The sequence below is a fragment of the Phenylobacterium sp. LH3H17 genome, assembly GCF_024298925.1.
In the GTDB taxonomy this organism is placed as follows: domain Bacteria; phylum Pseudomonadota; class Alphaproteobacteria; order Caulobacterales; family Caulobacteraceae; genus Phenylobacterium.
In genome coordinates this window covers 3,258,765-3,283,811 of the sequence record NZ_CP101283.1, presented here as the reverse complement: position 1 = coordinate 3,283,811, position 25,047 = coordinate 3,258,765, and the positions used below count along the sequence as shown (strand labels likewise).

Annotated in this window: 22 protein-coding genes; 11 read left to right on the top strand and 11 right to left on the bottom strand. The window is 69.8% G+C overall.

The genetic code is table 11. The features are described from left to right. Nucleotides 1-57: 57 nt before the first annotated feature. From M9M90_RS16145 to M9M90_RS16130, 4 genes are all read left to right on the top strand, one after another. Nucleotides 58-942, top strand: a complete 885-nt coding sequence (locus tag M9M90_RS16145) for a crotonase/enoyl-CoA hydratase family protein (protein WP_254834264.1) — start codon at nucleotides 58-60, stop codon at nucleotides 940-942. 59 nt (nucleotides 943-1,001) lie between these two features. Continuing rightward, a complete protein-coding gene (locus M9M90_RS16140) occupies nucleotides 1,002-2,225 on the top strand; it encodes a DUF2336 domain-containing protein (RefSeq protein ID WP_254834263.1) in 1,224 nt (407 codons plus the stop codon). 220 nt (nucleotides 2,226-2,445) lie between these two features. Then, nucleotides 2,446-2,871 carry a MucR family transcriptional regulator gene (locus M9M90_RS16135; protein ID WP_254834262.1) on the top strand — a complete coding sequence of 142 codons (426 nt, stop codon included), beginning with the start codon at nucleotides 2,446-2,448 and terminating at the stop codon, nucleotides 2,869-2,871. 224 nt (nucleotides 2,872-3,095) lie between these two features. Continuing rightward, nucleotides 3,096-3,584: a PAS domain-containing protein gene (locus M9M90_RS16130; RefSeq protein ID WP_305677401.1), complete on the top strand. Its 489-nt coding sequence runs from the start codon at nucleotides 3,096-3,098 to the stop codon at nucleotides 3,582-3,584. Here M9M90_RS16130 and M9M90_RS16125 read toward each other — a convergent pair. After that, a complete protein-coding gene (locus tag M9M90_RS16125; RefSeq protein WP_254834261.1) occupies nucleotides 3,581-4,009 on the bottom strand; it encodes a SufE family protein in 429 nt (142 codons plus the stop codon). The genes M9M90_RS16130 and M9M90_RS16125 overlap by 4 nt on opposite strands. Before the next feature lie 45 nt (nucleotides 4,010-4,054). Beyond that, nucleotides 4,055-4,834 carry a sensor histidine kinase KdpD gene (locus tag M9M90_RS16120; protein WP_254834260.1) on the bottom strand — a complete coding sequence of 260 codons (780 nt, stop codon included), beginning with the start codon at nucleotides 4,832-4,834 and terminating at the stop codon, nucleotides 4,055-4,057. A 251-nt stretch (nucleotides 4,835-5,085) separates the two neighbouring features. Here M9M90_RS16120 and M9M90_RS16115 point away from each other — a divergent pair, with 251 nt between their 5' ends. Further along, complete coding sequence (locus tag M9M90_RS16115; protein WP_254834259.1) at nucleotides 5,086-6,699, top strand: MFS domain-containing histidine kinase; 1,614 nt, start codon at nucleotides 5,086-5,088, stop codon at nucleotides 6,697-6,699. On the opposite strand, the gene M9M90_RS16110 is transcribed toward M9M90_RS16115, so the two are convergent. Continuing rightward, nucleotides 6,696-7,568, bottom strand: coding sequence for a hypothetical protein (locus M9M90_RS16110; protein WP_254834258.1), 873 nt, complete (start codon nucleotides 7,566-7,568; stop codon nucleotides 6,696-6,698). The genes M9M90_RS16115 and M9M90_RS16110 overlap by 4 nt on opposite strands. Before the next feature lie 128 nt (nucleotides 7,569-7,696). Between M9M90_RS16110 and M9M90_RS16105 the strand changes: the two genes are divergently transcribed. From M9M90_RS16105 to M9M90_RS16085, 5 genes are all read left to right on the top strand, one after another. Further along, a complete protein-coding gene (locus M9M90_RS16105) occupies nucleotides 7,697-8,029 on the top strand; it encodes a DUF1491 family protein (RefSeq protein WP_254834257.1) in 333 nt (110 codons plus the stop codon). Between the two features lie 85 nt (nucleotides 8,030-8,114). After that, nucleotides 8,115-8,495 (top strand): hypothetical protein, encoded by a 381-nt coding sequence (locus M9M90_RS16100; RefSeq protein WP_254834256.1) that lies wholly within the window; start codon nucleotides 8,115-8,117, stop codon nucleotides 8,493-8,495. A 43-nt stretch (nucleotides 8,496-8,538) separates the two neighbouring features. Then, a complete protein-coding gene (locus M9M90_RS16095) occupies nucleotides 8,539-10,137 on the top strand; it encodes a peptide chain release factor 3 (protein ID WP_254834255.1) in 1,599 nt (532 codons plus the stop codon). 255 nt (nucleotides 10,138-10,392) lie between these two features. Continuing rightward, on the top strand, nucleotides 10,393-11,766 hold the full coding sequence (locus tag M9M90_RS16090; protein WP_254834254.1) for a hypothetical protein: 1,374 nt from the start codon (nucleotides 10,393-10,395) through the stop codon (nucleotides 11,764-11,766). Nucleotides 11,767-11,878: 112 nt separating this feature from the next. Then, entirely contained in the window at nucleotides 11,879-12,865 is a 987-nt protein-coding gene (locus tag M9M90_RS16085; RefSeq protein ID WP_254834252.1) for a TonB family protein, read from the top strand. Here M9M90_RS16085 and M9M90_RS16080 read toward each other — a convergent pair. From M9M90_RS16080 to M9M90_RS16055, 6 genes are all read right to left on the bottom strand, one after another. Continuing rightward, entirely contained in the window at nucleotides 12,862-13,956 is a 1,095-nt protein-coding gene (locus M9M90_RS16080) for a DUF2336 domain-containing protein (protein ID WP_254834251.1), read from the bottom strand. The two genes, M9M90_RS16085 and M9M90_RS16080, sit on opposite strands and share 4 nt — an antisense overlap. Before the next feature lie 13 nt (nucleotides 13,957-13,969). Beyond that, nucleotides 13,970-14,605: a hypothetical protein gene (locus M9M90_RS16075; RefSeq protein ID WP_254834250.1), complete on the bottom strand. Its 636-nt coding sequence runs from the start codon at nucleotides 14,603-14,605 to the stop codon at nucleotides 13,970-13,972. Nucleotides 14,606-14,656: 51 nt separating this feature from the next. Next, complete coding sequence (locus tag M9M90_RS16070; protein ID WP_254834249.1) at nucleotides 14,657-15,415, bottom strand: ABC transporter permease; 759 nt, start codon at nucleotides 15,413-15,415, stop codon at nucleotides 14,657-14,659. Beyond that, nucleotides 15,412-16,161 carry an ABC transporter ATP-binding protein gene (locus M9M90_RS16065; protein ID WP_254834247.1) on the bottom strand — a complete coding sequence of 250 codons (750 nt, stop codon included), beginning with the start codon at nucleotides 16,159-16,161 and terminating at the stop codon, nucleotides 15,412-15,414. Before M9M90_RS16065 ends, M9M90_RS16070 begins: the two co-directional genes overlap by 4 nt. Continuing rightward, nucleotides 16,158-17,162 carry an ABC transporter substrate-binding protein gene (locus M9M90_RS16060; protein ID WP_254834245.1) on the bottom strand — a complete coding sequence of 335 codons (1,005 nt, stop codon included), beginning with the start codon at nucleotides 17,160-17,162 and terminating at the stop codon, nucleotides 16,158-16,160. Before M9M90_RS16060 ends, M9M90_RS16065 begins: the two co-directional genes overlap by 4 nt. A gap of 83 nt (nucleotides 17,163-17,245) precedes the next feature. Continuing rightward, complete coding sequence (locus tag M9M90_RS16055; protein ID WP_254834244.1) at nucleotides 17,246-19,342, bottom strand: ATP-binding protein; 2,097 nt, start codon at nucleotides 19,340-19,342, stop codon at nucleotides 17,246-17,248. Between the two features lie 608 nt (nucleotides 19,343-19,950). On the opposite strand from M9M90_RS16055, the gene M9M90_RS16050 reads away from it, so the two are divergent. Beyond that, a complete protein-coding gene (locus M9M90_RS16050; protein ID WP_254834243.1) occupies nucleotides 19,951-20,922 on the top strand; it encodes an SPOR domain-containing protein in 972 nt (323 codons plus the stop codon). A 90-nt stretch (nucleotides 20,923-21,012) separates the two neighbouring features. On the opposite strand, the gene M9M90_RS16045 is transcribed toward M9M90_RS16050, so the two are convergent. Together M9M90_RS16045 and M9M90_RS16040 are read right to left on the bottom strand one after the other, a co-directional pair. Further along, nucleotides 21,013-22,812, bottom strand: coding sequence for an ABC-F family ATP-binding cassette domain-containing protein (locus M9M90_RS16045; RefSeq protein WP_254834242.1), 1,800 nt, complete (start codon nucleotides 22,810-22,812; stop codon nucleotides 21,013-21,015). A gap of 43 nt (nucleotides 22,813-22,855) precedes the next feature. Next, the gene (locus M9M90_RS16040) at nucleotides 22,856-25,036 is read right to left on the bottom strand and encodes a transglycosylase domain-containing protein (RefSeq protein WP_254834241.1); all 2,181 of its coding nucleotides are present in this window, start codon (nucleotides 25,034-25,036) and stop codon (nucleotides 22,856-22,858) included. Nucleotides 25,037-25,047 lie beyond the last annotated feature (11 nt).

Below are 25,047 nucleotides of genomic sequence, written 5' to 3'. Positions count from 1 at the left end.
CTTGACGGACCGTCCGTCAAGCGGATCGAAATGCGGAAAATCGCGAGGGAGAACGAGATGGCGGCCCAGACTTTCGAAACCCTGAAACTCGAGGTCGAGGACGGCGTCGCGATCCTGACCCTCAATCGGCCGGAGAAGCTGAACGCCTTCAACACTCAGATGATGAAGGACATGATCGCGGCCTTCGACGTCACCGACGCCGACGACGCGATAAAGGCGGTGATCGTCACCGGGGCGGGGCGCGGCTTCTGCGCCGGGGCCGACCTGTCGGCCGGCGCCGAGACCTTCGACTACGAGGCGCGCGGCGGCGAGGACAAGGCGGCCCGCACCCGCGAGGGCGTGCAGCGTGACGGCGGCGGCCTGGTGACCCTGCGCATCTATGAGAGCCTGAAGCCGGTGATCGCCGCTGTGAACGGACCGGCCGTGGGGATCGGGGTGACCATGCAACTGGCCATGGACATTCGCATGGCCTCGACGGAGGCGCGGTTCGGTCTGGTGTTCGCCCGCCGCGGGCTCAATCCCGAGGCGGCGTCCTCCTGGTTCCTGCCCAAGCTGGTGGGCGTCCAGACCGCCCTCGAGTGGTGCTATACGGGCCGGGTCTTCCCGGCCCAGGAAGCCCTCGATCGTGGCCTCGTCCGCTCCTTGCACGCCCCCGAGGACCTTCTGCCGGCGGCCAAGGCCCTGGCCCGGGAGATCGCCGAGAACACCGCCCCGGTCTCCATCGCCATCACCCGCCAGCTCATCTGGCGCATGGCCGGGGCCTCGCATCCCATGGAGGCTCACCGCGCAGACAGCCGCGGCATCCAGATCCGCGGCGCCATGGCCGACGCCCGCGAAGGGGTTATGTCGTTCCTGGAGAAGCGGCCCCCGGCCTTCCCGAACAAGGTCTCCTCCGACCTGCCGGACATCTGGCCCGATTGGGACCCGCCCCAGTTCCGCTGATCACCGCCGGTTAAGCAGGCTATGGTCTGATCGCGTTCGATTCGTCATCGGCTCGATCCATGAACCAGGCCGCCTCCTCTTCCGAGCAAGATCCTGCCTCCGACGCCGCGCAGGCCTTCCGCGCGCGCGCCGCCCTGCTGAAGCGGATGGCCGATGTCGTTTGCCTGCCGAGTTCGCGGGTGAACGCCTTCGAGCGCTCCATGACCGCCGACCTGCTGGTGGACATGCTGCGCGAGGCCGAGCCGGAAGAGCGCAAGAAGGTGGCGCGCCGCCTGGCCACCCTCTCCGAGATCCCCGCCAGCCTGGTGCGCTTGCTGCTGCGCGACCACGTGGACGTGGCCGAGGAGCTCCTGGTCGAGTGTCCTTCGCTTTCGGACGCCGACCTGCTGGACTGCATCCGCCTGACCGACCTAGAGCATCGCCGGCTGGTCGCCCTTCGGCGCGGCGTGAACGAGGTGGTCTGCGACGTCCTGATCGAGTTCGGCGAGATCATCGTCATCGAATGCCTGCTGAAGAACGACCTCGCCCGGCTCTCCAACGCCGCGATCGAGGCGATCGTGGCCCTGACCCGCGGAGATGCGCGGCTCACCGCGGCCCTGCTGCGGCGCTCCGAACTGCGGCCCGCCCACGCCTATGTGCTGTTCTGGTGGGCGGACGCCGAGACCCGCCGCACGATCCTCCAGCGGTTCGCGGTCAGTCGCGAGGTGTTGCAGGAGGCGACGGGGGACATCTTCGCGCTCGCCGCCGCCGAGGGCTGGCAGGACCCGCTGTCGCGCAAGGCGCTGCAGTTCATCGAGCGGCGCCAGCGCAACCGCGCGGCCATAGACAAGAGTCCGTTCGACAGCCTGGAGGCCGCCGTGGCCGCGGCTCAGGACGGCCTCACCCGCGAGATCGCCGAGGAGATTTCGTATCTCTCCGGGCTCAAGCCCATGACCGGCGCCAAGATCTTCACCGATCCCGGCGGCGAGCCTCTGGCGATCCTGTGCAAGGCCACCGGCCTGCCGCGTCAAGCCCTGCGCGCGCTCTGGCGCGGGTTGAAGCGTCCGGAGACCGAAGACAGCGGCGCATTGTCGCAGGCGCTCGAGCGGGTGATGACAACCTACGACATGATCGCGGTCGACCGGGCGCAAACCGTTCTGCGTTACTGGAACTGGTCGCTGACTTCGGCGCTTACACCGGCCCTGCTCAAGGCAATTCGTGACGGTGACGTAGACGGCGTCGACGAATACTCAGCTCCCCAAAGGGCCGCCATGCTGGCGCTGTCAAAGGAATTTGGCCGCTAATCTTGGCGTTCGCGCAATGAGCGAGTTACGTCTTCGCGGTTGTGCCTGCAACCGGTTGGTGCGGCGCAGCAGTTCTCTAATGACAGAGAACGCGTTCGTTCAATCGCTCATCTGAGTTCCAGCCTTGTGCTTGGTGCAAGACCGATATATTCACGCCATGACTGATGTCGTGAATCGGTCATCCCCCAAATTGTGCAACGCACTCACGGAACCGAGAAAAATGGACGAGAAATCGGAAGTCATTGAGATGACGGCGGATATTGTATCCGCTTACGTCGGAAACAATTCGGTCACAGCGGCGGATCTTCCCAATCTCATCCAAAGCGTCCACCGCGCTCTGGCGGGGATTTCCTCGGGTTCCGACGTTCAAGAAGCCGCGCCGAAGGAACCTGCGGTTCCCGTGCGCCGGTCGATCACGCCGGATCACCTTGTTTGTCTGGAAGACGGGCGCAAGTTCAAGTCGCTGAAGCGCCACCTGCGCACGAAGTACAATATGAGCCCGGAGGAATACCGGGCCAAGTGGGGCCTGCCGAAGGATTATCCGATGGTCGCCCCGAACTACGCCAAGGCGCGCTCGGACCTGGCCAAGCAGATGGGCCTGGGCCAGGGCGGCCGCCAGGCTCCGCGCAAGCGGGCCAGCAAGTAGGTTTCGAAATAAGTTCGATTCCCTGGAAACGCCCGCCCACCGGCGGGCGTTTTCATTTGCGCGTCCCGGAATCCAGGGCGCGGCGGGGAAGCGCCCCGGGGACGGCTTCGCCACCTTTTCGCCTGATTTCTCGTCGCACCCCCCGTTTTCCACTTGCCGGTGAATCACCGGGTGGGCGATAAGTGATTCGTCGCGATTCCAAGGGGTTGTTAAGGAATCTGAATATGGCCGCACAGATAGGAGCTTCCGCGGCGGCCGCCCGCGCACATGAAGAACTCTATGCCTATTGGTCGGGGCTGCGACATGGGCCGCAACTGCCCGGCCGCGGCGATATCCGCCCCGAGGACTTCAAGCGCCTGCTTCCCACCGTCAGCCTTATCGACGTGCGGCGCGATCCCCTGGACTTCCGCCTGCGCCTGGCCGGGACCGGCCTCTACAGCGTCTATGGCCGTGAGATCACCGGCCGCAGCCTGACCGAGGTCTATAATTCGACGGCCGCTGAATATTGGCGCACGGAGCTGACCAAGCTGGTCCACGACCGCCGCCCGGCCGTGGGCGTGCACAACCTTGCCTGGCGCGGCGCAGCGCACCTGTCGATCCTTTGGCTGCGCCTGCCCCTGGCCACCAACGGCAAGGACGTCGACATGATCATGGGCTACGACGCCGTGGTCGGGGTCCAGGGCGACACCATCAGCGGGATTAGAGCCGCCTAGGCCGCCGCCGCCAACGCCTCGGCGTCGCGGCGCACCCGTCCCACCATCGAGGCCAGTCCGTTCGACCGCTGCGCCGACAGGTGCCCGCTCAGGCCCAGCTTGTCGAAGGCCGCCTTGGCGTCGAAGTCGAGGATGACCTGGGGCGGCCGCCCCGAATAGAGCCGCAGCAGCACGGCGATCAGGCCGCGCACGATGTGGGCGTCGGAATCGCCGCGGAAGTTCACCGTGCCGTCCGCCTGGGGTTCGGTGACCAGCCAGACCTGGCTGGCGCATCCGCGCACCTTGTTGGCGTCGTTGCGCTCGGCGTCGGTGAGCGGAGCCAGCTCGCGGCCCAGGTCGATCACGTAGCGATAGCGCTCTTCCCAGTCTCCCAGCAGGTCGAACTCCTGGGCCAGGTCGTCTAGGTCGTGATCGATGTCGGTCATGTCACCGGCGACTTAGGGACCCCTGACCCGAGACGCAACCGGTGTTCAGCCGACGGGCAACCGGACGGTGGCGGTCAGGCCCTCGCCGGGGGTCGATTGCAGCTTCAGCCGGCCGGCCATGGCCAGGCACAGCAGGTCGACGATCGGCAGGCCCAGGCCGGCGCCCTCGCTGCGGCGGGTCAACGCGCTATCACCCTGCTCGAAGGGCCGCAGCAGGCGCGAAAGGTCGGCGGGATCGACGCCCGGGCCGTTGTCGGACACATGGATCTCAACATCGCCGCCGTGCGGGACGGCGCAAATCCGCACCGTGGCGTCCTCGGGCCCGAAGGCCACCGCGTTCTGGATCAGGTTGGTCAGCACGGTGCGCAGGCCCCGCGCGTCGGCGGTGACCGAAGGCAGGCCGCCCTGGTCCTCGATCACGATCCGGGTCCGGCGGGCGGCGATCTCCTCGCGAAGGCCGTCCAGCACGTCGTCCAAGGCATGGTCGAGGGCCTCGGACCGCAGGTCCATGTCCATGGCCCGGCCTTCCAGCCGCGCGATCTCAAGGATCTGGTTGACCAGCTTCAGCAGCCGGTTGCCGCTGGTGCGGATGATCCCGGCGTATTCCTTGTACTGCGGGGCGCCCAGCGGGCCGTACAGCTCCGAGGCGATGATCTCGGAGAAGCCCAGGATCGAGTTCAGCGGGGTGCGCAGTTCGTGGCTGACCATGCGCAGGAAGGATCGCTTGGTCTCGTCCAGGGCCGCCTCGCGCCGCGCGCGGGGGCTCAGGCGCGGCGATTCGGGCGGTTCCGTCGGGTCGCTGGGAAGGAAAGCCGCCTGGGCCATGGGAAACCGAACGCCTCGATGGCAGGAGACGCCAAGGCTAGGCTCATGCGCTTACGATTTCGTTTCTGTGGAAGATCATGCATTTGCCTGGTCGCGCCTCACGCGAGCGCCCTCGCGGGGACACAAGCACGAGGCTAATGTCCCGGCCGGTCATTGTTTCCAGAGATCCTGGTTCGTTTCGAGAGGCGTAGCGCAACACCGTGGTCGAGGGCCTTCCCGCCATCAGGACGTCGAAGCCCGTGCGGCGATCGATGCGGGACCGCGAGGCCGTCTGGTGGTGCGCGGGCTGGCTGGCCGCGGTCGCCGCCGGGGCCGCCGGCCTGGGCCTTGCCGGACTGGCGCCCACCGAGCGGGCGCTCACCGCCCTGGCGGTCGGATCGCTTCCGGCCATGGTCGGGCTCTTCCTCAACCGCGCGCACAGAGACGGCGCGCGGCGCGCCCTGATCCTGGGCTGGGCCCTCTGCGCCGCCCTGGCCGCGGTGATGACCGGCGGCGTCGGGGGTCCCCTGGCCTTCTGGCTGCTGTCGCCGATGGCGGTGGCGCTCGCCGTGGGGCGGGGACGCAGTCTCGCCTTCGGGGCGGCCACGTCCCTGGGCGCGGTCGGTCTGGCGGCCATGGCGACCCTCGGCCTGCAGATTCCCCCGCCGCGCCCCGACCTGGCGTTTGGCCTGTCGCTGATCGGACTCGTTTCGAGCGCGCTGGCCTTCGGCGCGGGCCAGGTGACGCTGCAGCGGCGCGACGAGCTCGAAGCCCTGCGCCGCGACCGGCGCGAGGCGCGGCTGCGCCAGGCCCTGGACGAGCAGCCGTACCAACTCCTGGGCGTCCATCCAGATGGCCGCCTGACGGCCGTCTGGGGCGCCTCGCCCCCCGGACTGGCGACGCCCGCCGCCGCCGGACGCCTGCTCGGCGACCTGGCCGCGCCCGCCGACCGGCCGCGGCTGGTCGAGGCCCTGAGACGCACGCTGGCCGAGGGGACCGCGGAGGTCGCCTTCGTCCCCGACGACACCCCGGATGGCTGGCTCACCCTGAGCCTGCGCCGCACCTGGGACGGCCGGGCGGTCGGCGCCCTGCGCGACGGACGCCCCGAGCGCGAGCGCATGGCCGGGCTGGAGCAGGCCCGGGCCGACGCCGAGGCCCAGAACGCCGGCAAGTCGCGCTTCCTGGCCAATATGAGCCACGAGCTGCGCACGCCGCTCAACGCCATCATGGGCTTTTCCGACATCATGAAGCAGCAGCTCTTCGGCCCGCTGTCGGACCGCTATGCCGAATATGCCGAACTGATCCACGATTCCGGCACGCACCTGCTGGAACTGATCAACGACGTGCTGGACATGTCGAAGATCGAGGCCGAGCGGTTCGAGCTGTCGCGCGAGGAATTCGACGCCCGCGATGCGGTCTCCGGCGTCCTGCGCCTGATGCGCGGCCAGGCCGACCGCGCCGGTGTGCAGCTCCGCGGCCTGTTGCCCAAGGAGGACCTGGACGTGGTCGCCGACCGCCGGGCCCTGAAGCAGATCGTGCTGAACCTGATCTCCAACGCGCTCAAGTTCACGCCCCACGGCGGAGCCGTGACGGTGACCATCCGCGAGGAAGACCACCATCTGGAGCTGATCGTCGCCGACACTGGGGTGGGGATCAGCCGCGAGGACTTGGTGCGGCTGGGGCGGCCCTACGAACAGGCGGGCGACGCCGGCCAGCGCGCGGCCGGCACGGGCCTGGGCCTTTCCCTGGTGCGCGCCTTCGCCGAACTGCACGGCGGCCGTATGCTGATCGAGAGCCGGCTGGGCGAGGGGACCACGGTCACCGTGCGCATGCCGGTGCTGCACGGCGCGGAACTCCCGGCCCGGGAGCCGGAGCCGGTGGCCTAACGGGCGGCGACCTTCAGGAAGGCGCGGCCCGCGGCGAAGTCGCCGACCTCGACATAGGCCCGTCGCACGCTCTCGCCCTGGCCGTCGGCGAACAGGAACTCCACGGCCACGGCCTCGCGGGGGTCGAGCGCGGCCAGGGCCGCGGCCGCCTTGGCCGGGAAACGGAAGGCCCAGCCCGACCTGACCTCCTTGGGCAGCAGGTCGCGCCCGGCGCTGCTGCGCGCCTCGGCGGCATAGGCGGTCTGGGCGGCCGCGGGCGGCAGGCGCCGCGCCAGGGGCAGGCGGCCGATGGCCTCGCCGCGGTGGTCCAGGTAGGGACCCAGGGTCAGGTCGGCGTCGCGCATCAGCAGCCGCGCGGCGTAGGGCTGCTGGTTGTCGGGGAAACTCGCGACCGCCAACAGGGCGTTGGCCCCGTCGCGCCCGGCCAGGCCGAACACCATGCGGTTCCAGCCGAAGCTCACCGACTGCTGGAGCCGCCAGCGGGCGGTCTCGCCGCTGGCGCGGTCGGCCAGCCACGGGGCGTAGTCGCCGGGATAGTTCATCCGGCTGAGCTGGGCGTAGCCCTCGAAGGCCTGGCGCACCCGCGCCGCGGCCAGGTTGAGATCGTCGGAATCGCAGGGGGTCAGGGCCGCCTTCTGACGGGCGCGGCTTTCCACGGCCTTGAGCGTCGCGCGGTCGGTCCCGGCGCGCAGCACGGCGCCGCGCGCCTGGGCCTGGCCCGCGGCCAGGGCGGCGCCGGTCGGGGCGTCGAACAGGCCGCAGCGGCTGTCGGCTGCGGTCATCACCGTGCGTTCGTAGAAGAGGTCGACAGCCCCCGCCGTCGCGACGCCCGGCGCCGCGACGATCGTCGCGGCCAGCGTCAGCCCCACCCATCCACACCCGGCGAGCTGCGCGGTTCTGCGCGGTCTCGTCATGGTTCCTGCTTTTCTCGTATAGGTTCGAGAACTCGGGCAAAGCCTACCGGCTTGGCCTTTCCGTTCCGTTATCGAGACCAGACATGCTGCTTTCCACCGATATCTGGGTCGCGGCCCTGATCCGCAGGACCGAGCTCGGCGGCGGCTTCGCGGTGGTCGCGCGCAAGGGCGACGCGCGGGCCGGCAGCGTGCTGGTCAAGGTGTTGAACCGGGCCCAGGGCACGACCCGCCTATATGCCGAGGCCACCCGTGGCGACGGCGAGCGGGTCTGGATGCAGCCGTCGCTCTCCGACCAGGAGCCGGAACTGGATCGCTACATCGAGCGCGCCGCCCGCATCGATCCCGACATCTGGGTGGTGGAGATCGACGATCGCGAGGGCCGCCACTTCCTGACCGAGCCCGTCGAGCAGGGTTAGCGGCCCATTCACCGCCTTCTTCAACCGCGCTGAAAGCCTCTGCGTGCCAATCGTCGCGTCCCCCAAGACGAGACGCGGCGCCTGCATGCTGTTTTTGATGAACGACGTGGTCCTCAACCTCAGCGGCGTCAGGTTGTCGCCCCAGATGGCGGCCCGCCGTTTCCAGTCCCTGTCGTTCGAGGCCGTCGGCAAGCTGGGCTGCGAGCTGTTCGCCGAGAACCCGCTGCTGCATGTCAGCCGGCCCGACCGGGCCTGCCGCCTGGCCACCCTGATCATCGCCCGGGCGCCCCGGGTCAACGCGGCCCTGTTCGTGTCGCCGCGCTACGGCTGCGATTCCGACGAGGTGATGTTCCGGGTCGCCACCATCGGCGCCGACACCATGACCGGGCTGTGCGACCGCCAGGCCGAGGGCCGGCTGGACACCGTCTCGACCGACCGTGAGGTCTGGCGGCGGCTGGCCGCCTGAGCCTCTATTTGCGCCTGGGCCCGGCACGCGCTATCGCCCGCCCATGAGCCATTCTCCCGCCGCCGAGGCCGCCCGCCGGCGCACCTTCGCCATCATCTCCCACCCGGACGCCGGCAAGACGACCCTGACCGAGAACCTGCTGCTGGCAGGGGGCGCAATCCGCGCGGCCGGCCAGGTGCGCGCCCGCGGCGAGAACCGCCGCACCCGGTCCGACTGGATGAAGATCGAACGCGAGCGGGGCATCTCCGTCTCGGCCTCGGTGATGACCTTCGACCACGACGGCCTGATGTTCAACCTGCTGGACACTCCGGGCCACGAGGACTTCTCCGAGGACACCTACCGCACGCTCACGGCCGCCGACGCCGCGGTCATGGTGCTGGACGCCGCCAAGGGCATCGAGCCGCAGACGCTGAAGCTGTTCGAGGTCTGCCGCCTGCGCGACATCCCCATCGTCACCTTCATCAACAAGATGGACCGCGAGGCCCAGGACCCTATCGAGCTGCTGGACGAGATCGCTTCGAAACTGGCTCTCGACCCCGCGCCGCTCTACTGGCCGGCGGGCTCAGGCGGGCGGTTCAAGGGCATGCTGGACCTGCGCCACGACAAGTTCCTGCCCTTCGCCAAGAAGGGCTCGGACAAGGACGAGGGCCACCCGGCGGCGATCGCCTTCCACGGTAACGCCATGGGCAGCTATCTCGAGCCCGACGAGCAGGCGGAGCTGGAAGAGAACGCCATGCTCATCCGGGAGGCTTCCAAGCCCTTCGATCCCCAGGCCTTCCTGGAGGGCCACATGACCCCGGTGTTCTTCGGCTCGGCCCTGCGCCATTTCGGCATCGACCAGTTGCTGGAGGGCCTGGGCGCCTACGCCCCGCCGCCCAAGGCCGTCTCGGCGGTGAAGGCGGGCGAGTCGACCCACGTGGTCCCCGGCGACTCCGAGGTCACCGGCTTCGTCTTCAAGGTCCAGGCGAACATGGACCCCAACCACCGCGACCGCATCGCCTTCCTGCGGCTGTGCTCCGGCAGGTTCCAGCGGGGCATGAAGCTGAAGGTACAGAACACCGGCCGCCAGCTCTCGGTCAATGCGCCGATCATGTTCTTCGCCTCGGACCGCGAACTGGCCGAGGAGGCCTTCGCCGGCGACGTCATCGGCATTCCCAACCACGGGATCCTGCGGGTGGGCGACAGCCTGTCGGAGACCGGAACCCTGCGCTTTGCGGGCCTGCCCAATTTCGCGCCCGAAATCCTGCAGCGGGTGCGGGTCAAGGATCCGCTGAAGGCCAAGCACCTGACCAAGGCCCTGCAGGGCCTGGCGGAGGAGGGGGTGACCCAGCTCTTCCGGCCCAATATCGGCGCGGACTTCATCGTCGGCGCCGTGGGTCAGCTGCAGCTGGAGGTGATGGCCGACCGCCTCGCCAACGAGTACCAGCTGGAGGTACTGTTCGAGGCCGCGCCCTATGCCGAGGCCCGCTGGCTGGTCGGTGAGAAGGCCGACCTGGAGGACTTCGCGGGGAAGCACAAGATGGCCATGGCCGTGGATATCGACGACCAGCCGGTGTTCCTGGCCAAGTCGTCCTGGGAGATGGGCTACGTCGCCGAGCGTTTCCCCAAGGTGGCGTTCGAGCGCGCGCGCGAGCGGGCCTAGATGCTGACGCCGGCTATCTCGTGCCGTCTTCTTCTCCCCTCGAAAGGCGAGAGGAGGAGCCAGTCGGCGGAATCCCACACGCAAGATCCGGGCCAGAATTGGTTAATGCAGCTACACAACAAATTTAGATTTCGTTAACCATAACAAGCACATTAACCACTTGTTTACGAACTCGGCTCCGGCTTTGCTCCGTCTGGCCTGAACCCCGCGTGGACGTCCCGTGTTGAGACGTCGGGGGTTTGTCGGAGCCTGGCCATGTTCGAGTTCGGTCGTGAGCTGAAGCGCCTTTTCGGCCAGGATGGTCTTCGCCCTCCCCATGACGGTCTCACGGGCGGCGACTCATCGCTCCTGGAACTTCTCGATCTCCGGCTGATCACCCAGGAGGGCAAGGCCGCCGACATCGCCGCCGGCCGGGTCGGCGCCAAGGACAAGGCCCAGCGCCGGCTCGAGAGCGCCATCGTCTGGCGCGAGGTCGCCCGCCGCTCGGGCGACTCCGCCGCCCTGCGCAAGGCGGCCGCCACCGCCGAGGCCGCGGCCGAGGCCTTTGGCCGCGACCGCCGCCCCGACGGCTGGGCCCGCGCCCGCTGCGAACAGGCCTTCTGCGCCATGCTGGGCGCCGAGCTGTTCGGCGACGAGGGCCTGAACGCCGCCGCCGACGTCGCCTTCCGAGAGGCCCGCGCCGCCGCGCGCGGCGGCCTGGCCCTGCCGTTGGCCGACATCGGCATCGCCGCTATCGAGGCGCGCGAGCGCATGGCGACGGGGGATTCCCAGGCCGCGCGGATCGCCGCCGCCCGCTTCACTGTTCCCATAGCGGGCCTGGAGGCCCTTACCCGCCGCTGCCGCGCCGCGCGCCTGCTGGCGGTGGAAGCCCGCCTGGTCCAGGCCGACATGCTGATGGGCTGGGGCGCGCGTCTGCGCGACGAGGAACTGCTGGCTGCCGCCCGCGACATCGCCGAGCGCGCCACGGACGGCCTGGATCCGGCCTATGAGCCGCTGAGCTGGGTCCGCGCCGCGGCCCTGCGCGGCCAAGCCCTGGCCTTGTTGGGCGAGATCACCGGCGAGGTCGAGACCCTGGCCGAGGCGGTCGGCGCCCTGGCCGACGTGCTGAACGAACTCACCCGCGACCACAGTCCGCTGGACTGGGCCCGCGTCCAGACCGCGCTCGCCCAGGGCCTGCAGGCGCTGGGCGAGGCCGGCGCCTCGGAACGCGCCTATGAGCAGGCGGTCACCTGCTACGACCGGGCCGCCCATGTGCTGAAGAAGGCGCCGGGCCTGTCGCTACGCGCGTTCGGGGCTTCCAATCGCGCCCTGTGCCTGGCTCGCTCGGCCGAGCTCTCGGGCGATCTCACCGTGCTGGACGCGGCGGAGGCGGCCTTCAAGATCGAACTCTCCAACCTGGCCGCCAAGCGCGACCCGGCCGCCTGGGCGCTGATCCAGGTCAACCTGGCCCGCATCTATGAGGCGCGGCTGGACATCACCGGCGTCGATCGCGGCGAACGCGCCGCAGCCGCCATGGCGCTCAACGGCGCCCTGGACGTGTTCGGCGAGCTTGGCCTGCGCTCGCTGAGCATCGTGGCGGCCGACGGGCTGGCGCGTATCATCGGCGGATCGGCCGCCGCCGCAAGGTAAAGGCGCTTCTCAACCCCAGGTCGCTCATGCCAGCATGGCGTGAATCTTGTGGGGCGTTCATGTGAAGCGGATTTGGTGGACCTTTATCTGCGCGCCGCTGCTCGTTGGCGCCGTGGCGGACGAAGGCTTTGACGAGGAGCCCAATTGGATCAGACGGCCGTCGCCGGAGGATCTCATGGGGGTTTGGCCGCGCGACGCGATGCGCCAGGGCCTGGGCGGCAAGGCCAAGATTGCCTGCGTGGTGACTCTCCAGGGCGCTCTGCGTGACTGCGTGGTGGTGAGCGAGAGCCCGGCGGGCGCGGGTTTTGGCGCGGCGGCGATTGCGATAACGCCGCAGCTGATGATGACGCCGGCGATCAAGGGCGGCCAACCTGTCCTGGCCAAGGTGACCATTCCCATCAACTTCGAGAAGCCGCTGGTTCCAACCGGCAGCCATCTTCCCGGTGGTGGCGTAGCCCTTGCGCGGACCATGCTGTCCGGCGTCACCTGGACCGGCGCGCCGACCTATGCCCAGGTCGCCGCCGCCTATCCCGAGAAGGCCCGAAAAGGGCAAGCCGCCGGGAAGTCGATCCTCGTGTGTCGCTTCAAGTCGGAGGGTCGCGTCGGCTCTTGCGAGGTGATCGCTGAGGAGCCCAAGAGTCAGGGCTTCGGCTCTGCCGCCAAGACGCTCGCGCCGCGGTTTCAGGGGCCTAGCCAGTTGGCGGATGGCCAGCCGACTCTAGGCATGGAGGTTCAGATTCCCTTCGTTTTCGCCGCGGAGATGCTGGACCCGCAGAAGCGCGTGATCGGCAGGCCGAAATGGACCCGGTTGCCGAAGGGCGAGGATGTCGTGAGCGGCTATCCGCCTGCCGCGGCGAAGGCGGGGGTCAAGGGCGGGCGGGTCATAATTGAATGCGAGGTCGCGGCTGAAGGTCGCCTCGCGGCCTGCGCAACTGAGAGTGAGGATCCGGTGGGCCTGGGTTTCGCGGCCGCGGCGCTCGAACTGTCGAAGACCTTCCAGGTGCAGCTCTGGACCGCCGACGGCCTGCCGACGGTCGGAGGCCAGATCCGGGTGCCTATTCGGTATCAGTTGCCGAACGCCCCGCCTGCCAAGCCCTAGGCGGCGACGTCTCGGGTCTGGCGGCGCAGGCGCCAGAAGCGGATGGTCCGCTGGGCGGCTTCGCGCGGCAGGTTCTCGTAGAGCTCGCCATACTCGCGGGCGCGGCCCATGGCGTTGGAGTCCCGGTCGAGGATCAGCACCGCGAAGGTCAGGTACAGCGAACGATCGAAACCGGCCGCCTTGCAGACGATGGAGAGCGCATCCAGTTCGCGGCGCTCGAGAATCCGCCGGGCGGTGTGGAAGTCGATCTCGGCCAGTTCCGACAGGGCGACCAGGAACTTGCTGGTCTCGCGCTGGCGCAGGAAGCCGGCAAGCACCTGAGGGGTGATGGCGCCGCGCAGGCGCAGGATGCGCACCTGCTTCTCGGCCTCTGAATAGTCCTGCGGCAGGGCGCCGTCGCGCTCGGCCAGCTGCTTGCGGCCGACGGCGAGGGCCGCGTCCAGATCGGCGGGATCGACCTCGGCGTTTCGCGCCAGGATCTCTCCGCGCAGTTTGGCCTCGACCACGAAATACATCTCGTTGAGCAGGTCCACCGGCAGGCTCTTGCGGGTGACGATGGCGGCGTGGAGGGCGGGGTTTTCGACGGCGCGGTCGACGACGATCTCATGGACCTCGCGCGACATCAGCGCGCCTTCGTTGGCCAGGAGCACGCCGACGGTTTCGTCGTCGCCGCGTTCGACAATGGCTTCGGACAGGGCCTCCGACACCAACGGGCGCTGGGAGATGGCGCGCAGGTGGTCCTGGCCGCGGGTGCGGGCCACCGACAGCAGGTCGTCCTCGGTGAGGGCGTTGGACCCTTCCAGCACCGGGCGGGCGACCTCGATCGAGGCGTCGCGGGCGAGGTCGCGGATCAGGCCCTGCGGCGCGACCTCGGCCTGCGCCATCCGCTGGGCGAGTTCGGCGCGCACCGCCTCTTCCATCTCGCCGGCGAGCTGGCTCATGACGTCGTCGAACAGCTCCATCTCCGGGCCGCCTTTGAGGTCCTCGCTGGCGAAGAACAGGTCCGTCACCCCGCGCAGCAGCTCGCGCCGCCGTTCGCTGGAGGGCTCCTGGGCCATCTCGATCAGGTCATGCAATTTGGTGCGCGTCATGGATCGGTCTTCTTCAGAAGACGCCCGGGCCGTCGTCCGGACCGTCGTCATCGGGTTTGGGGGAGGCTTGGACGTCAGCGTCCGGCGGGCCGATCAGGACGTAGCGGTCGCCCCCCGGCTGTTGGGGGATCGCGTCGGGGGTGAGACCGTAACCGCGGTGAACCGAATAGAGGCGGGTCGCGCCGCCGGCGCCGCGCGGGGTGGAGGCGACGGTGGCCGGCGGACCGCCCAGCAGGGCCGGAGAGGGCGCCACGGCGGCGAGCCGCATAGGCTGCGCCTGCGCGGCGGGCGCGGGCGGCGGCGTGGCGGCGATCTGTTGGGCGGCTGCGGCGGGCGGCGTATCGTAGAGCGTGCCGGGCAGGTTCGCCTTTGGCGCGCTCCACTGCAGCGGGATCGGGGTCTGCGGCTGGAACGGCTGGTAAGCCCGCGGCTCCGGACCACGCTGGATGCGCGGCGCGGGCGGCAGGCCGCCGGCGACCGGCGAGGCGGGCTGGGTCTTGCGCGACCAGGACAGGGTGGGCCCGTCATAGGAGGCGCCTATGGCGGCCGCGGCGGCCGTCGGGGAGCGGTCGCCATAGCGATCGCCCGCCATCTGGGCGGCGGCCGGGGAGGCGCTTGCGAGCGCGACGATGAGGAGACCCAGGCGCATGGTCCGCCAGGGTTAACCCCAAGCCGCTTAACCCCCGACTAACAGCTAAGCCTAACGCCCTCGCCACCATATCAGGCCGGCGCGCTCGGCGCGGTCGAGCAGGGCGTGCAGGGCGACGCCCATCAGGCCCAGGACCACCAGGGCCGCGATCATGCGCGCGGTCTGCAGCTTGTTGCCGGCGTCCAAAATCTGCCAGGCCAGCCCGCGCACCCCGCCCGATCCCGCGCTGAACTCGGCCACCACGGCGCCGATAATCGCCAGGCCCGCGCCCACCTTATGGCCCTCCAGCAGGAACGGCACGGCCGACGGCAGCCGCAGGCGGATCACCCGGCTCCAGCGCCCGGCGCCATAGAGGTCGAACAACCGCTCCAGGTCCGGGTCGGCGGCATGAAGGCCGGTGATCGCCCCGGAGAAGATCGGGAAGAAGGCCACCAGCACCGCGAGCGCGATGATCGCCCGCTCCGGATGGTCGATGCCGGCCCAGATCAGCACGAGGGGAGCGATGGCCACCACCGGGGTCACCTGCAGCACCGAGGCCAGCGGCCGGACAGCGGCCTCGAGCAGGGGACTGAGGCCGACCAGGACCGCCACCGCCATGGCCGCCAGGCTGGCGATGACGAGGGCGATGATTGCCGTCGAAAGCGTGATCCAGGCCGCGGCCAGCAGGACCGGCAGGTGCTCGACGAGGGCGACCGCGACCGCGGACGGGGCGGGCAGGAAATAGGCCGGGACGCCGAGGGACCGGACAGCGGCTTCCCAGGCGCCCAGCAGGACGGCGATCAGGACGAAGGGCGCCAGGGTGCGGATCATGCGGCCAGGGCCGAGCCGCGGGTGAGCAGGCCGGTGACCGCTTCCACCGCCGCGCGGAAGCTCTCGGAGACCCGGAACCCCGGCGGGCGGGGAAGGGGGCCTTCGACCCGGGTGATCCCGGCGATCCGGCCAGGCCCGCGCGTCAGCACCACCACCCGGTCGGCCATGTAGACGGCCTCCTCCACATTGTGGGTGACGAAGACGATGGCCGGCCGCGAGGTCGCCCAGAGCGCCAGGACGTCGTCGGCCAAGGCGCGGCGGGTTATCTCGTCCAGGGCCGCGAAGGGCTCGTCCAGCAGCAGCAGGCGCGGTTCGGTGACCAGGGCGCGGGCCAACGAGGCGCGCATGGCCATGCCGCCGGAGAGGGTCACAGGGCGAGCCAGCTCGGCGCCGGCCAGGCCCACACGGCCCAGCGCCGCCACAGCCCGCTCGCAGGCCTGCGCCCGGGGCACGCCGGACAGTTCCAGCGGCAGGGCCACATTGTCCCGCGTGGTCAGCCAGGGCGCGAGCGTCGGCGCCTGGAACACCACCGCTGTCTCGCCGCGTCCGGGCGCCCGCTGGACGCGACCGCGCGTCGGCGCCTCGAGACCGGCCAGCAGCCGCAGGGCCGTCGACTTGCCGCAGCCCGACGGACCCACCAGGGCCAGGATCTCGCCGGCCTCGACGGCGAGGTCGACCGGTCCGAGCACCGGCCCGCGCGGACCGTACTCGACCTCGACCTGCTCAAGCACGGCGACGGCGGTCACTTCGCCGCCGGGGCCACGAATTGCAGGGTGTAGGCGCGCTTGAAGTCCATGTCCTTCGGATAGACCCCCTGCGAGGCGGCGACCTCGAAGAACTGGGCCCAGCGCGCGTCGGTCATGACGCCGATCCCCCCCGCCAGGGCGTCGCCTGACTCGACGATGCCGTAGGATTTCAGCTTCTCGCGGGCCTGGTCGAGGATGTCCTGGGTCATTTCCGGGTTGTCCTGCCGGATCAGGGCGTCGGCGGCCCTGGGGTCGCCGTGGAGGTAGTCCTTCCAGCCCTGGGCCGTGGCCTCGACGAAGGCCTTCACCGCCGCCGGATCCTTGGCGATCAGGCTGTCGGGGACCAGGATCATGGTCGCGTAGCCCGGATAGCCCTCGTCGGCGAGCAGGAAGACCTTCGGCTTGATCCCGGCGGTCTTCTCGATGGTGTAGGGCTCGCTGGTGACATAGCCCTGCTGGGCCACGCGCTTGTCGGCCAGGAACGGGGCGGCGTTGAAGGTGTATTTGCGCACCTGGTCGTCGGTGAAGTCGTACTTGGCCTTCAGCCACACCCAGAAGGCCGAGACCGAGGCGTCCGACAGCAGGATGGGATGGCCTTTCAGGTCGGCGATCTTCTCGATCCCCTGGCCGGGATGGGCGATCAGGACCTGGGGGTCCTTCTGCATGATGGCCGCCACCGCCTTAACCGGCACGCCCTCCTGGGCGAGGTTCATGACGATGAAGCTGTTGGATCCCATTCCCGCCTCGACGGCGCCGGAGGCCAGCAGCTGGGGCACGTTCACCCCCGGACCGCCCTGGACGATCTGAACGTCGAGCCCGCGCTTGGCGTACTCGCCCGAAGCCAGGGCCTGGTAGAAGCCGCCGTGCTCGGCCTGCGCGCGCCAGTCGGTGGCGAAGCGGATGGTGGTTCGGCCGGCCTGGATGGGGGGTTCCTGCTTGGCCGGCGAACAGGCGCAGACCAGGGCGGCGAGCGCGACGGCTGCGAGGCGCAAGAGTTTCATGGACATCCCCCAACTGGACCGGGCGCGAGCCTAGTCGGCGCCGCGGACGCTTCCAAGGCCCGCGCGGCGAAGGATGGGGATTTCTAGGCCGCGGCCTCGGCGGCTGGGCCGTCCATCGCCGCCAGCCACTTGGCGACGATGGCGTGCAGCGTCTGGATCTGGACGGGCTTTCCGACCGCGTCGTTCATCCCGGCCTTGAGGCAGGCGGTCTCCATTTCCGGCATGACGTCGGCGCTCATGGCGATGATCGGGATGGTGGCGTTCGCTCCGCCCAGGGCGCGGATCTGGCGAGTGGCCTCCAGGCCGTCCATGCGCGGCATGTGCACGTCCATCAGGATCAGGTCGCAGCTCCCTGAGCGCGCCGCCTCGACGGCCTCCTCGCCGTTCTCGGCCAGAACCACCTCGCAGCCCAGCAGGCCCAGCACCGTGGCGCCCAGTTCGCGGTTCATCGGATGGTCGTCGACCAGCAGGATGCGGGCTCGCAGGCCCGCAGCAGCGGGAGCTGCAGCCTCTTCGGCGCAGTCGGCGTCAGCCTGGGCGGCGGGAATCTCGAACCAGAAGACCGACCCGGCGCCTGGTCCGCCGTTGACGCCGATCTGGCCGCCCATCAGCTCGGTCAGGCCCCTGCAGATGGCCAGGCCGAGGCCCGTGCCGCCATGGGCGCGACTGACGGAGGAATCCACCTGGCTGAAGCGCTTGAACAGCCGCTCGATCTTGTCGGACGGCACGCCGACGCCGGAGTCGGTGACCGTGAAGCGCAGGGCGCGGCCGCCCTCGCCTTCGCGGACCTGGACGTCCAGGCGGACCCGGCCGGCCTCGGTGAACTTGATGGCGTTGGACAGCAGGTTCAGCAGGATCTGGCGCACCCGGAGGTCGTCGATCATCAACGGCCGTTCGACCGGTCCGATAAACCCGAGCTGCAGGTCCAGGCCCTTGCGGCGGGCGGCCTCGGCGACGATGGCCAGCGAGTCCTGGGCGATGGCGCGCGGGGTGACGGGGCGGGGCGCGAGTTCAACCTCGCCGGCCTCCATCTTGGAGAAATCCAGGACGTCGTTGACCACGGTCAGCAGCGAGGCCCCGGCCCGGTCGATCAGGCTGAGCTGGCGCCGCGCGGCCTCGGGCAGGTCGTCGCGGCGCAGCAGCACCTCGGTGAAGCCGACGATGGAGTTCATCGGCGTGCGGATCTCGTGGCTCATCGTGGCCAGGAACTCGGCCTTGGCCTGGCCCGCTGCGATGGCGCGGGCCTGGGCTGCGCGCGCCACCCGGGTGCGGCCGGCCCACAGGCGCTTGAGGCGCTTCTGGTCGGCGATGGCCAGGGCCATGGACAGGCTGGTGAAGAAGGAGATGGCGATCAGGAACTGCAGGCTGCGGGTCTTCTCGAGCATGGTCCAGGTCGCGCCCGTCGCCGGGCGGTAGTCGGTCATCATCAGGCCGGCGCCGATCGCCGCCAGCACCAGGGCCGAGACCGCCGCCCCGCGAGGACCCAGTCGCACCGCGATCAGGGTCAGGATCGGAAACACCAGCAACGGCATGGGGAAGCGGATCGGCAGGAAGCAGAATATGCTGGCCGCCACGATCAGGCCGTAGAGGCCGACCTGTTCCAGGGCCGAGCGCCGGAAGTCCTCGCTGAGATCGCGCCTGGAGACCATCAGGATGACCGGCAGCACGATCGCCATGCCCAGGGCGTGGGCGTAGAACCAGGGTCCCAGGACCTCGTTGAAGCTGCGCCCGAACAGGGTGAGCACGTCGGCCGCGAGCACGGCGCCGGCCGCGGTGGCCGGGGCCACGGCGAAGGCGGTCAGCCGCGCGACGCGCTTCAGGCTGGTCAGTCGCATGGTCTGGCCGCAGGTCTTGCGCGCGAGCCAGGCCGTGGCCAGGGCCTCGCCCAGGCAAAGCAGCGAGAAGGTCAGGCCGATCAGGGGCGGATTGATCCGCAGGTTGCACAGGAACTGGAAGGCGAAACATATCGCCGCCACGCCGAAGCCCCAGCGACGCGGCAGCAGCAGCAAGGCGGCGGTCACGATACCGCTGCCGAGCCAGATCGTCGCCACGCCCGCGGCGGCGCGGGTCAGGCTCAAGCCGAACACAACGCTGGCCGCGAAGCCCACGATCAGGGCCACGCTCAGCGTCAGATTGCGCGATCGGCCGGCGCTCGGGCGCTTGGTGTTCTCCCGGGTCATGCGGGGATTTTCGCGCGGTGTGGCGACCAAAGCCTTAAGGTTGACGGCCAAACGTCAGTTTGTCGCATGCGCGCATAGCAAGAGGGCGACGCCACGGTCGCCCGGTGCGTCGCCCTCTAATCCAGATCCGTTGGGGGATCTGCGCCTTCAAGGTCGGTCGGCGACTTCGATCACGGGCTTCCCCGCAGGTTTCCGTCGCAACCGTTGTCCTTGGAGGCCCGGTCTCCGGGTCGCCCCAGTTTCCGTCCTCCGAGAACCTTCCGCTCGCTCTGCGATCCGGTTTCCCGGTCCGCTTGCGCTGTGGTCCCTCTCGGCCCCTTGACGTTCCCACCACACCCGCTATGAGGCAAGTGCCCGAAATCGCCGTGGTGTGGGCGACGTCGCCGGAATCGGTGGAAGACCTGTGGACAGGTCGAGGATTTCGGCAAAATTCATGATATATTTCAAACCCTAAAACGATCCACAGGATTGCTGTGTCCGCCGTTCGGCGCGCTTCGGCAGCGCTTTTGAGCCCGGCGGTCTGGAGCGGGGCGGCGATCTGTGCGACGACCGGGTGACACGGTTAAGATCGCGCGTTGGAAGGTCCGCGGCGGTTCGCGGGGGCAGGGATGAGTATTCAGGGTCTGGGCGCCGGCCTGGCGGTCGCCCTCGTTCTGTCGGGCGCCTCGGCGGCCCAGGATTTCGATGGGTCCCTGAGCGCGGCCGAGCGACGGGCGGTGGCCGCCAGCGGCCTGCCGCGCGCCCAGGTGGTCTCCATCAAGCGCGACTTGGTGGTGGCGATCCAGAGCCGCGGCGTGAGCAAGGGCGGGATCCTGTTCGAGGGCGTCCAGCTGCGCGGCGAGGCGGTGAGCGCCGAGGCCGGCCGCAATCTTGGCTATCGCTCCATGCGCTCGACCGTGAATGTGGACTGCGCTCGCCGCCGCGACATGGTCCTGCGGATGACCATCTATCCGGAGCCCAACGGCAAGGGCGAGCCGATCCTGCGCCAGGTTCCGGGCGGCTGGGTCCAGCCCTCTCCCAGCGCCTTCATGGCCGATGTGATCGCTTCGATCTGCAGCGATGCGCCCAGCCTGCCGATGGCGGCGCCCGAGCCGCGGCCACCCCTGGCGCGAACGGCCCCGCCCAGGCCCACGCCCGTGGCGGCCCCGCCGCCGGTCCGCGCGCCTGAGCCGCCGCCGCAACTGGCCGCCGCGGAAGACTCGGAGACCATCGCCACCGCCGTGACCGCCCGTCGGCGCCTGGTCATGCCGCCCAGCGAGCCGGTCCCCGCACCGCCGCCGCCACAATCCGTTGTCGCGACCAGATCTGCTCCGCCGCCGCGGCCGCCGCCGCGCCCCGCGCCGCCGGCCGCGGGCGGTTTCAAGGTCCAGATCGTCGCGGTCGGCACGGCGCGTCAGGCCCAGGCCGCGCTCGCCGGCCTGGGTCCCCTGCCCGAGCCCCTGCGCACCAGCGTCGAGACCGCCACGGTCGACGGCCGCATCTTCCACCGCGCCCTGGTCACCGGCTTCACCAACCGCGCCGATGCGAAGGTCTTCTGCGAGATCGTCGTCGAAGCCGGCGGGGTCTGCTTCATCCGCTAGCGGCGCTCGCGTCGAAAACGCAAGTGATCGGCTCTGACATCCTTCTCCCGCAAGGGGAGAAGGGAGTTTGGCGGCCCCGCATGAAGCGACCTAGCGCCCGGCTTCCAGCGCCTCGCGGCGTTCTTCCAGTTCCAGCCAGGCCTCTTCCGAGGCGGCCAGCTCGGCGCGGGCGGTTTCCAGGGCCTTGTTGATCGTCTGAAATTTCGCCGGATCACGGGTGTAGAGCGCCGGATCGTGCAGGTCGGCCTCCAGCTTGGCGATTTTGCCAGGCAGGGCGGAGATCGCGGCCTCCAGCTCCTGCAGCCGGCGCTGGTCCTTGTAGGAGAGCTTGGTAGGCTTGGCGGCCTCGCTCCTGGCCGGCGCAGGCTTGGCGGCGGCCGGCGCGGCCTTGGCCTCGATGGCCTGGAAGAAGCCCGGGTTCTGGGACAGGAAGTCCTGCCAGCCGCCTGGCGTCTCCACCACCTTGCCACGGCCGTCCAGGGCGATGGTCGAGGTGGCCAGACGGTCGATGAAGTCGCGGTCGTGGCTGACCAGGATCAGGGTCCCCTCGTAGTCGGCCAGCAGATCCTCAAGCAGGTCGAGGGTGTCCATGTCGAGATCGTTGGTCGGCTCGTCCAGGACAATCAGGTTGGCGGGCGTGGCCAGCGCGCGGGCCAGCAGCAGTCGGTTGCGCTCGCCGCCCGACAGGCTGCGCACCGGCTGGCGAAGCTGGTTGTCGCTGAACAGGAACTCGCGGGCGTAGGCGGCGACGTGCTTGGGCTGGCCGCGCACCATCACCTGGTCGCCGCCCATCGGAGTGAGGACGTCGCGCAGCAGCATCTCCGGCTTCAGGTCGGCGCGGGCCTGATCGATATAGGCCACGTCCAGATTGACCCCGAGATTGACGCTGCCCGCGTCGGGCGGGATCTCGCCCAGCAGCAGCTTGACCAAGGTGGTCTTGCCCGCCCCATTCGGTCCGACGATGGCCACCCGGTCGCCGCGCAGAATGCGCGTGGAGAAGCCCTTGAGCAGGGTGCGGTCGCCATAGGTCTTCTCGATGCCCTTCACCTCGGCCACGCGCTGGCCGGAGGTTCCGGAGGAGGCGATGTTCATGGCGAGCGACCCGCGCGCCTCCTTCAGGCGCTCGGCCTTGGTCTGGCGCAGGTCCATCAGGGCGCGTCTGCGGCCCTCGTTGCGGGCCCGGCGGCCGGTGACGCCGCGCTGCAGCCAGTACTCTTCGCGCTCCAGCTGCTTGTCGAGGCGGCGGCCCTCCTCGGCCTCGGCGGCCAGGATGCGCTCGACCCAGTCGTCGAAGTGCTTGAAGCCCTTGTCCAGCCGGCGGACCCTACGATGCTCCAGCCAGAACGAGCGGTTGGTGGTGCGCTCCAGGAAGGCGCGGTCGTGGCTGACGATGAGCAGGGCGGCCTTCGACTTGGCGAGCTCGGCCTCCAGGGTCTCGATGGCCAGGATGTCCAGGTGGTTGGTCGGTTCGTCCAGCAGCAGGATGTCAGGCTGCTCGGCGATCGCGCGAGCCAGGGCCGCGCGGCGGATCTCGCCGCCCGAGAGGCCGGTCGTGGACTTCCCGGGGTCGACGCCGAACAGGGCCAGCGCCGCCTCGGCCTCGTGCGGAGCCGCGCCGCCGGCGGTGGCGTGGTCCAGCAGGGTCGCGCCGACGATCTCCGGCTCCTGGGGCACATAGGCCACGCGCGTTCCGGGCTGAATGGCGCGTTCGCCGTCGTCGGCCTGGATCTGGCCCGCGAGGATCCGCAGCAGGGTCGACTTGCCCGCGCCGTTGCGGCCCACCAGGCAGGCGCGCGAGCGCGGCTCGACGGCCAGGTCGACGCCGTCGAACAGCATCTTGGGCCCGTCGGCGAGGCGGACGTCCTTGAGCGCGAGGATGGGGGGCTTCATGCGGGGAGGGACATAGCCGCGACCGGCCCGCTTACCAAGCCCGTCAGTTCGGGACGCGCTCGTCGCGATAGGGCTCGGGATCGCGCGGATAGGGCTCGGGCTCGTCCGGCGGTTCGGCGTCTTGCGGCGCCGGCTGCGGCTCGGCCGCCTGGGAGAACTCGTCGGCCAGGTCGTCATAGAAGGCGTTGCGCGGATCGTCCTGGTACTCCACCGGGCCGTCAGGCAGGCTCTCGCCTTCGCCGCCTTCGGGATCGGGCAGCAGCCAGTCGAACTCGCGCACCGGCAGGGCGTCGTGGGCCACCAGCATGTAGCGCCGCCAGATCTCGGCCGCGACCTCGCCGCCGGTCACCCGGTTCATCGGCCGGTCGTCGTCATGGCCTACCCAGACCCCGGCGGCCATGTCGGGGGTGAAGCCGATGAACCAGGCGTCGCGCCAGTTCTGGCTGGTCCCGGTCTTGCCCGCGGCCGGGCGGCCGATCGCCGCGCCCGTGCCGGTGCCCGAGGAGATCACCTTCATCATCATCCGCACCATCATGCTGGCGCGCGGCAGGTCATAGACCGGGACCGGCGAGGCGGTCTGGTGGCTGAACACCGGCTGGCCGCTCACGGTCTGGATCTCGTCGATGACATAGGGGGTGATGCGGTTCCCGGCCTGCTGGAACACCTGGTAGCCCGAGACCATCTGGATCAGCGGAACCTCGTAGGCGCCCAGGGTCACCGACAGGTTGGGATTGGCGGGGATGGTGGTCAGGCCGAAGCGCTTGGCCAGTTCCCCGATCGCCGCCGTGCCGGCCTCGTAGCCCAGCTTCACCGCAACGGTGTTGATGGAAAGCGCCAGGGCCGTGCTCACGCTGACCGGGCCGCGATAGCCGCCCCCGTAGTTGCCCGGGCTCCAGTCGCCGTACCGCACCGGCGCGTCGATGCGGGTGTCGGAGGGCAGTATGCCGTGCTCCAGGGCCGCGGCGTAGATGAAGGGCTTGAAGGACGACCCCGGCTGCCGCCTGGCCTGGACCGCGCGGTTGAAGACGCTGCGGCTATAGTCCACCCCGCCGACCATGGTGCGGATCGCGCCGCGCTCGTCGATGGCGAGTAGGGCGCCCTGAGTGGGACCGGCCCGTCCCTGTCCGGCCACAACGGCGCGCAGGGCCGAGGCGCCGGCCGCCTGCAGGCGCGGATCGATAGTCAGGCGGACCATGAGGTCGGGGGAGTTGGGCCCGACCATGGCCAGGACTTCGTTGGTGGCATAGTCGAGGACGTAGCCGGCGTCGCCGCCGTCGGACATCGCCCGCGAGCCGATCTTGGGGCGCTCGGCCAGGGCGGCCTGGAGTTGGGCGTCGGTGATCCAGTTCTCCTCGCGCATGCGCCTGAGCACCAGGCGCTGGCGCACCTGGGCGCGCTCCATGTTCCGGTGCAGGGCCATGCGCGAGGGCGCCTTGGGCAGGGCCGCCAGCAGGGCGGCCTCGCCCAGGGTGAGCTGGCTGGCCGGCTTGTCGAAATAGGTCCTAGCCGCCCCGTCCAGGCCGAAGGTGTTGGCTCCGAAATAGATGCGGTTCAGGTAAAGCTCGAGCACCTCGTCCTTGGTCAGCATGGCCTCCAGTCGATAGGCGAGCGCCGCCTCCTGGATTTTGCGCCTCAGCGTCTGGTCCGGGGTGAGGAACATGTTCTTGGTGATCTGCTGGGCGAGCGTCGAGCCGCCTTCGACCACCGCGCCGGCCTTGTAGTTGGCGTAGGCGGCGCGGGCGATGGCCCAGACGTCGATGGCGCCATGCTTGTAGAAACGCCGGTCCTCGGCCGCCAGGAACGCATGGGGGACGTGGGCGGGCAGCTCGGCCACTCGGACCCGGTCGCCGTATTTCGGGCCGCGCGAGGCGATCAGGACGCCGTTGCGGTCGAAGAACTTGATCGCCGGCGCCCGGTTGACCGCGTACAGCCGCTCGCGGCCGGGCAGGGGCGGCAGGTCCGTCAGGAAGACCTGCTGCAGGTAATAGGCGCCCCCCGCCGCGGCCAGGGCCAGGGCCGCCAGCAGGGCGATCATCAGCTTGACCAGCCAGCCCATGCGGCGGCGCGGCGGCTTGCCGCCGGACGGCGGAGCGCCCTTGCCTTTCCTGGCCGGGCGCGGCAGGTCGGCGCGGAACGGCGTCCCGGCGTCCGGCTCAGTTGCGGCCTTGCCCCCGGGCCGCAGGCCTTCCGGTCGCCCGTTCGGATGGTGGTTCGCGTCGGTCACGGATATTCTGG

Excerpts from the sequence above, each read along its gene's own strand:
- M9M90_RS16050 (WP_254834243.1), top strand. The coding sequence starts at position 19,951 with ATGAGTATTCAGGGTCTGGGCGCCGGCCTGGCGGTCGCCCTCGTTCTG.
- M9M90_RS16145 (WP_254834264.1), top strand. The coding sequence starts at position 58 with ATGGCGGCCCAGACTTTCGAAACCCTGAAACTCGAGGTCGAGGACGGC.
- M9M90_RS16095 (WP_254834255.1), top strand. The coding sequence starts at position 8,539 with ATGAGCCATTCTCCCGCCGCCGAGGCCGCCCGCCGGCGCACCTTCGCC.
- M9M90_RS16080 (WP_254834251.1), bottom strand. The coding sequence starts at position 13,956 with ATGACGCGCACCAAATTGCATGACCTGATCGAGATGGCCCAGGAGCCC.
- M9M90_RS16090 (WP_254834254.1), top strand. The coding sequence starts at position 10,393 with ATGTTCGAGTTCGGTCGTGAGCTGAAGCGCCTTTTCGGCCAGGATGGT.
- M9M90_RS16105 (WP_254834257.1), top strand. The coding sequence starts at position 7,697 with ATGCTGCTTTCCACCGATATCTGGGTCGCGGCCCTGATCCGCAGGACC.
- M9M90_RS16125 (WP_254834261.1), bottom strand. The coding sequence starts at position 4,009 with ATGACCGACATCGATCACGACCTAGACGACCTGGCCCAGGAGTTCGAC.
- M9M90_RS16100 (WP_254834256.1), top strand. The coding sequence starts at position 8,115 with ATGCTGTTTTTGATGAACGACGTGGTCCTCAACCTCAGCGGCGTCAGG.
- M9M90_RS16075 (WP_254834250.1), bottom strand. The coding sequence starts at position 14,605 with ATGCGCCTGGGTCTCCTCATCGTCGCGCTCGCAAGCGCCTCCCCGGCC.
- M9M90_RS16130 (WP_305677401.1), top strand. The coding sequence starts at position 3,096 with ATGGCCGCACAGATAGGAGCTTCCGCGGCGGCCGCCCGCGCACATGAA.
- M9M90_RS16055 (WP_254834244.1), bottom strand. The coding sequence starts at position 19,342 with ATGACCCGGGAGAACACCAAGCGCCCGAGCGCCGGCCGATCGCGCAAT.
- M9M90_RS16135 (WP_254834262.1), top strand. The coding sequence starts at position 2,446 with ATGGACGAGAAATCGGAAGTCATTGAGATGACGGCGGATATTGTATCC.
- M9M90_RS16120 (WP_254834260.1), bottom strand. The coding sequence starts at position 4,834 with ATGGCCCAGGCGGCTTTCCTTCCCAGCGACCCGACGGAACCGCCCGAA.
- M9M90_RS16070 (WP_254834249.1), bottom strand. The coding sequence starts at position 15,415 with ATGATCCGCACCCTGGCGCCCTTCGTCCTGATCGCCGTCCTGCTGGGC.
- M9M90_RS16060 (WP_254834245.1), bottom strand. The coding sequence starts at position 17,162 with ATGAAACTCTTGCGCCTCGCAGCCGTCGCGCTCGCCGCCCTGGTCTGC.
- M9M90_RS16140 (WP_254834263.1), top strand. The coding sequence starts at position 1,002 with ATGAACCAGGCCGCCTCCTCTTCCGAGCAAGATCCTGCCTCCGACGCC.
- M9M90_RS16045 (WP_254834242.1), bottom strand. The coding sequence starts at position 22,812 with ATGAAGCCCCCCATCCTCGCGCTCAAGGACGTCCGCCTCGCCGACGGG.
- M9M90_RS16115 (WP_254834259.1), top strand. The coding sequence starts at position 5,086 with ATGCGGGACCGCGAGGCCGTCTGGTGGTGCGCGGGCTGGCTGGCCGCG.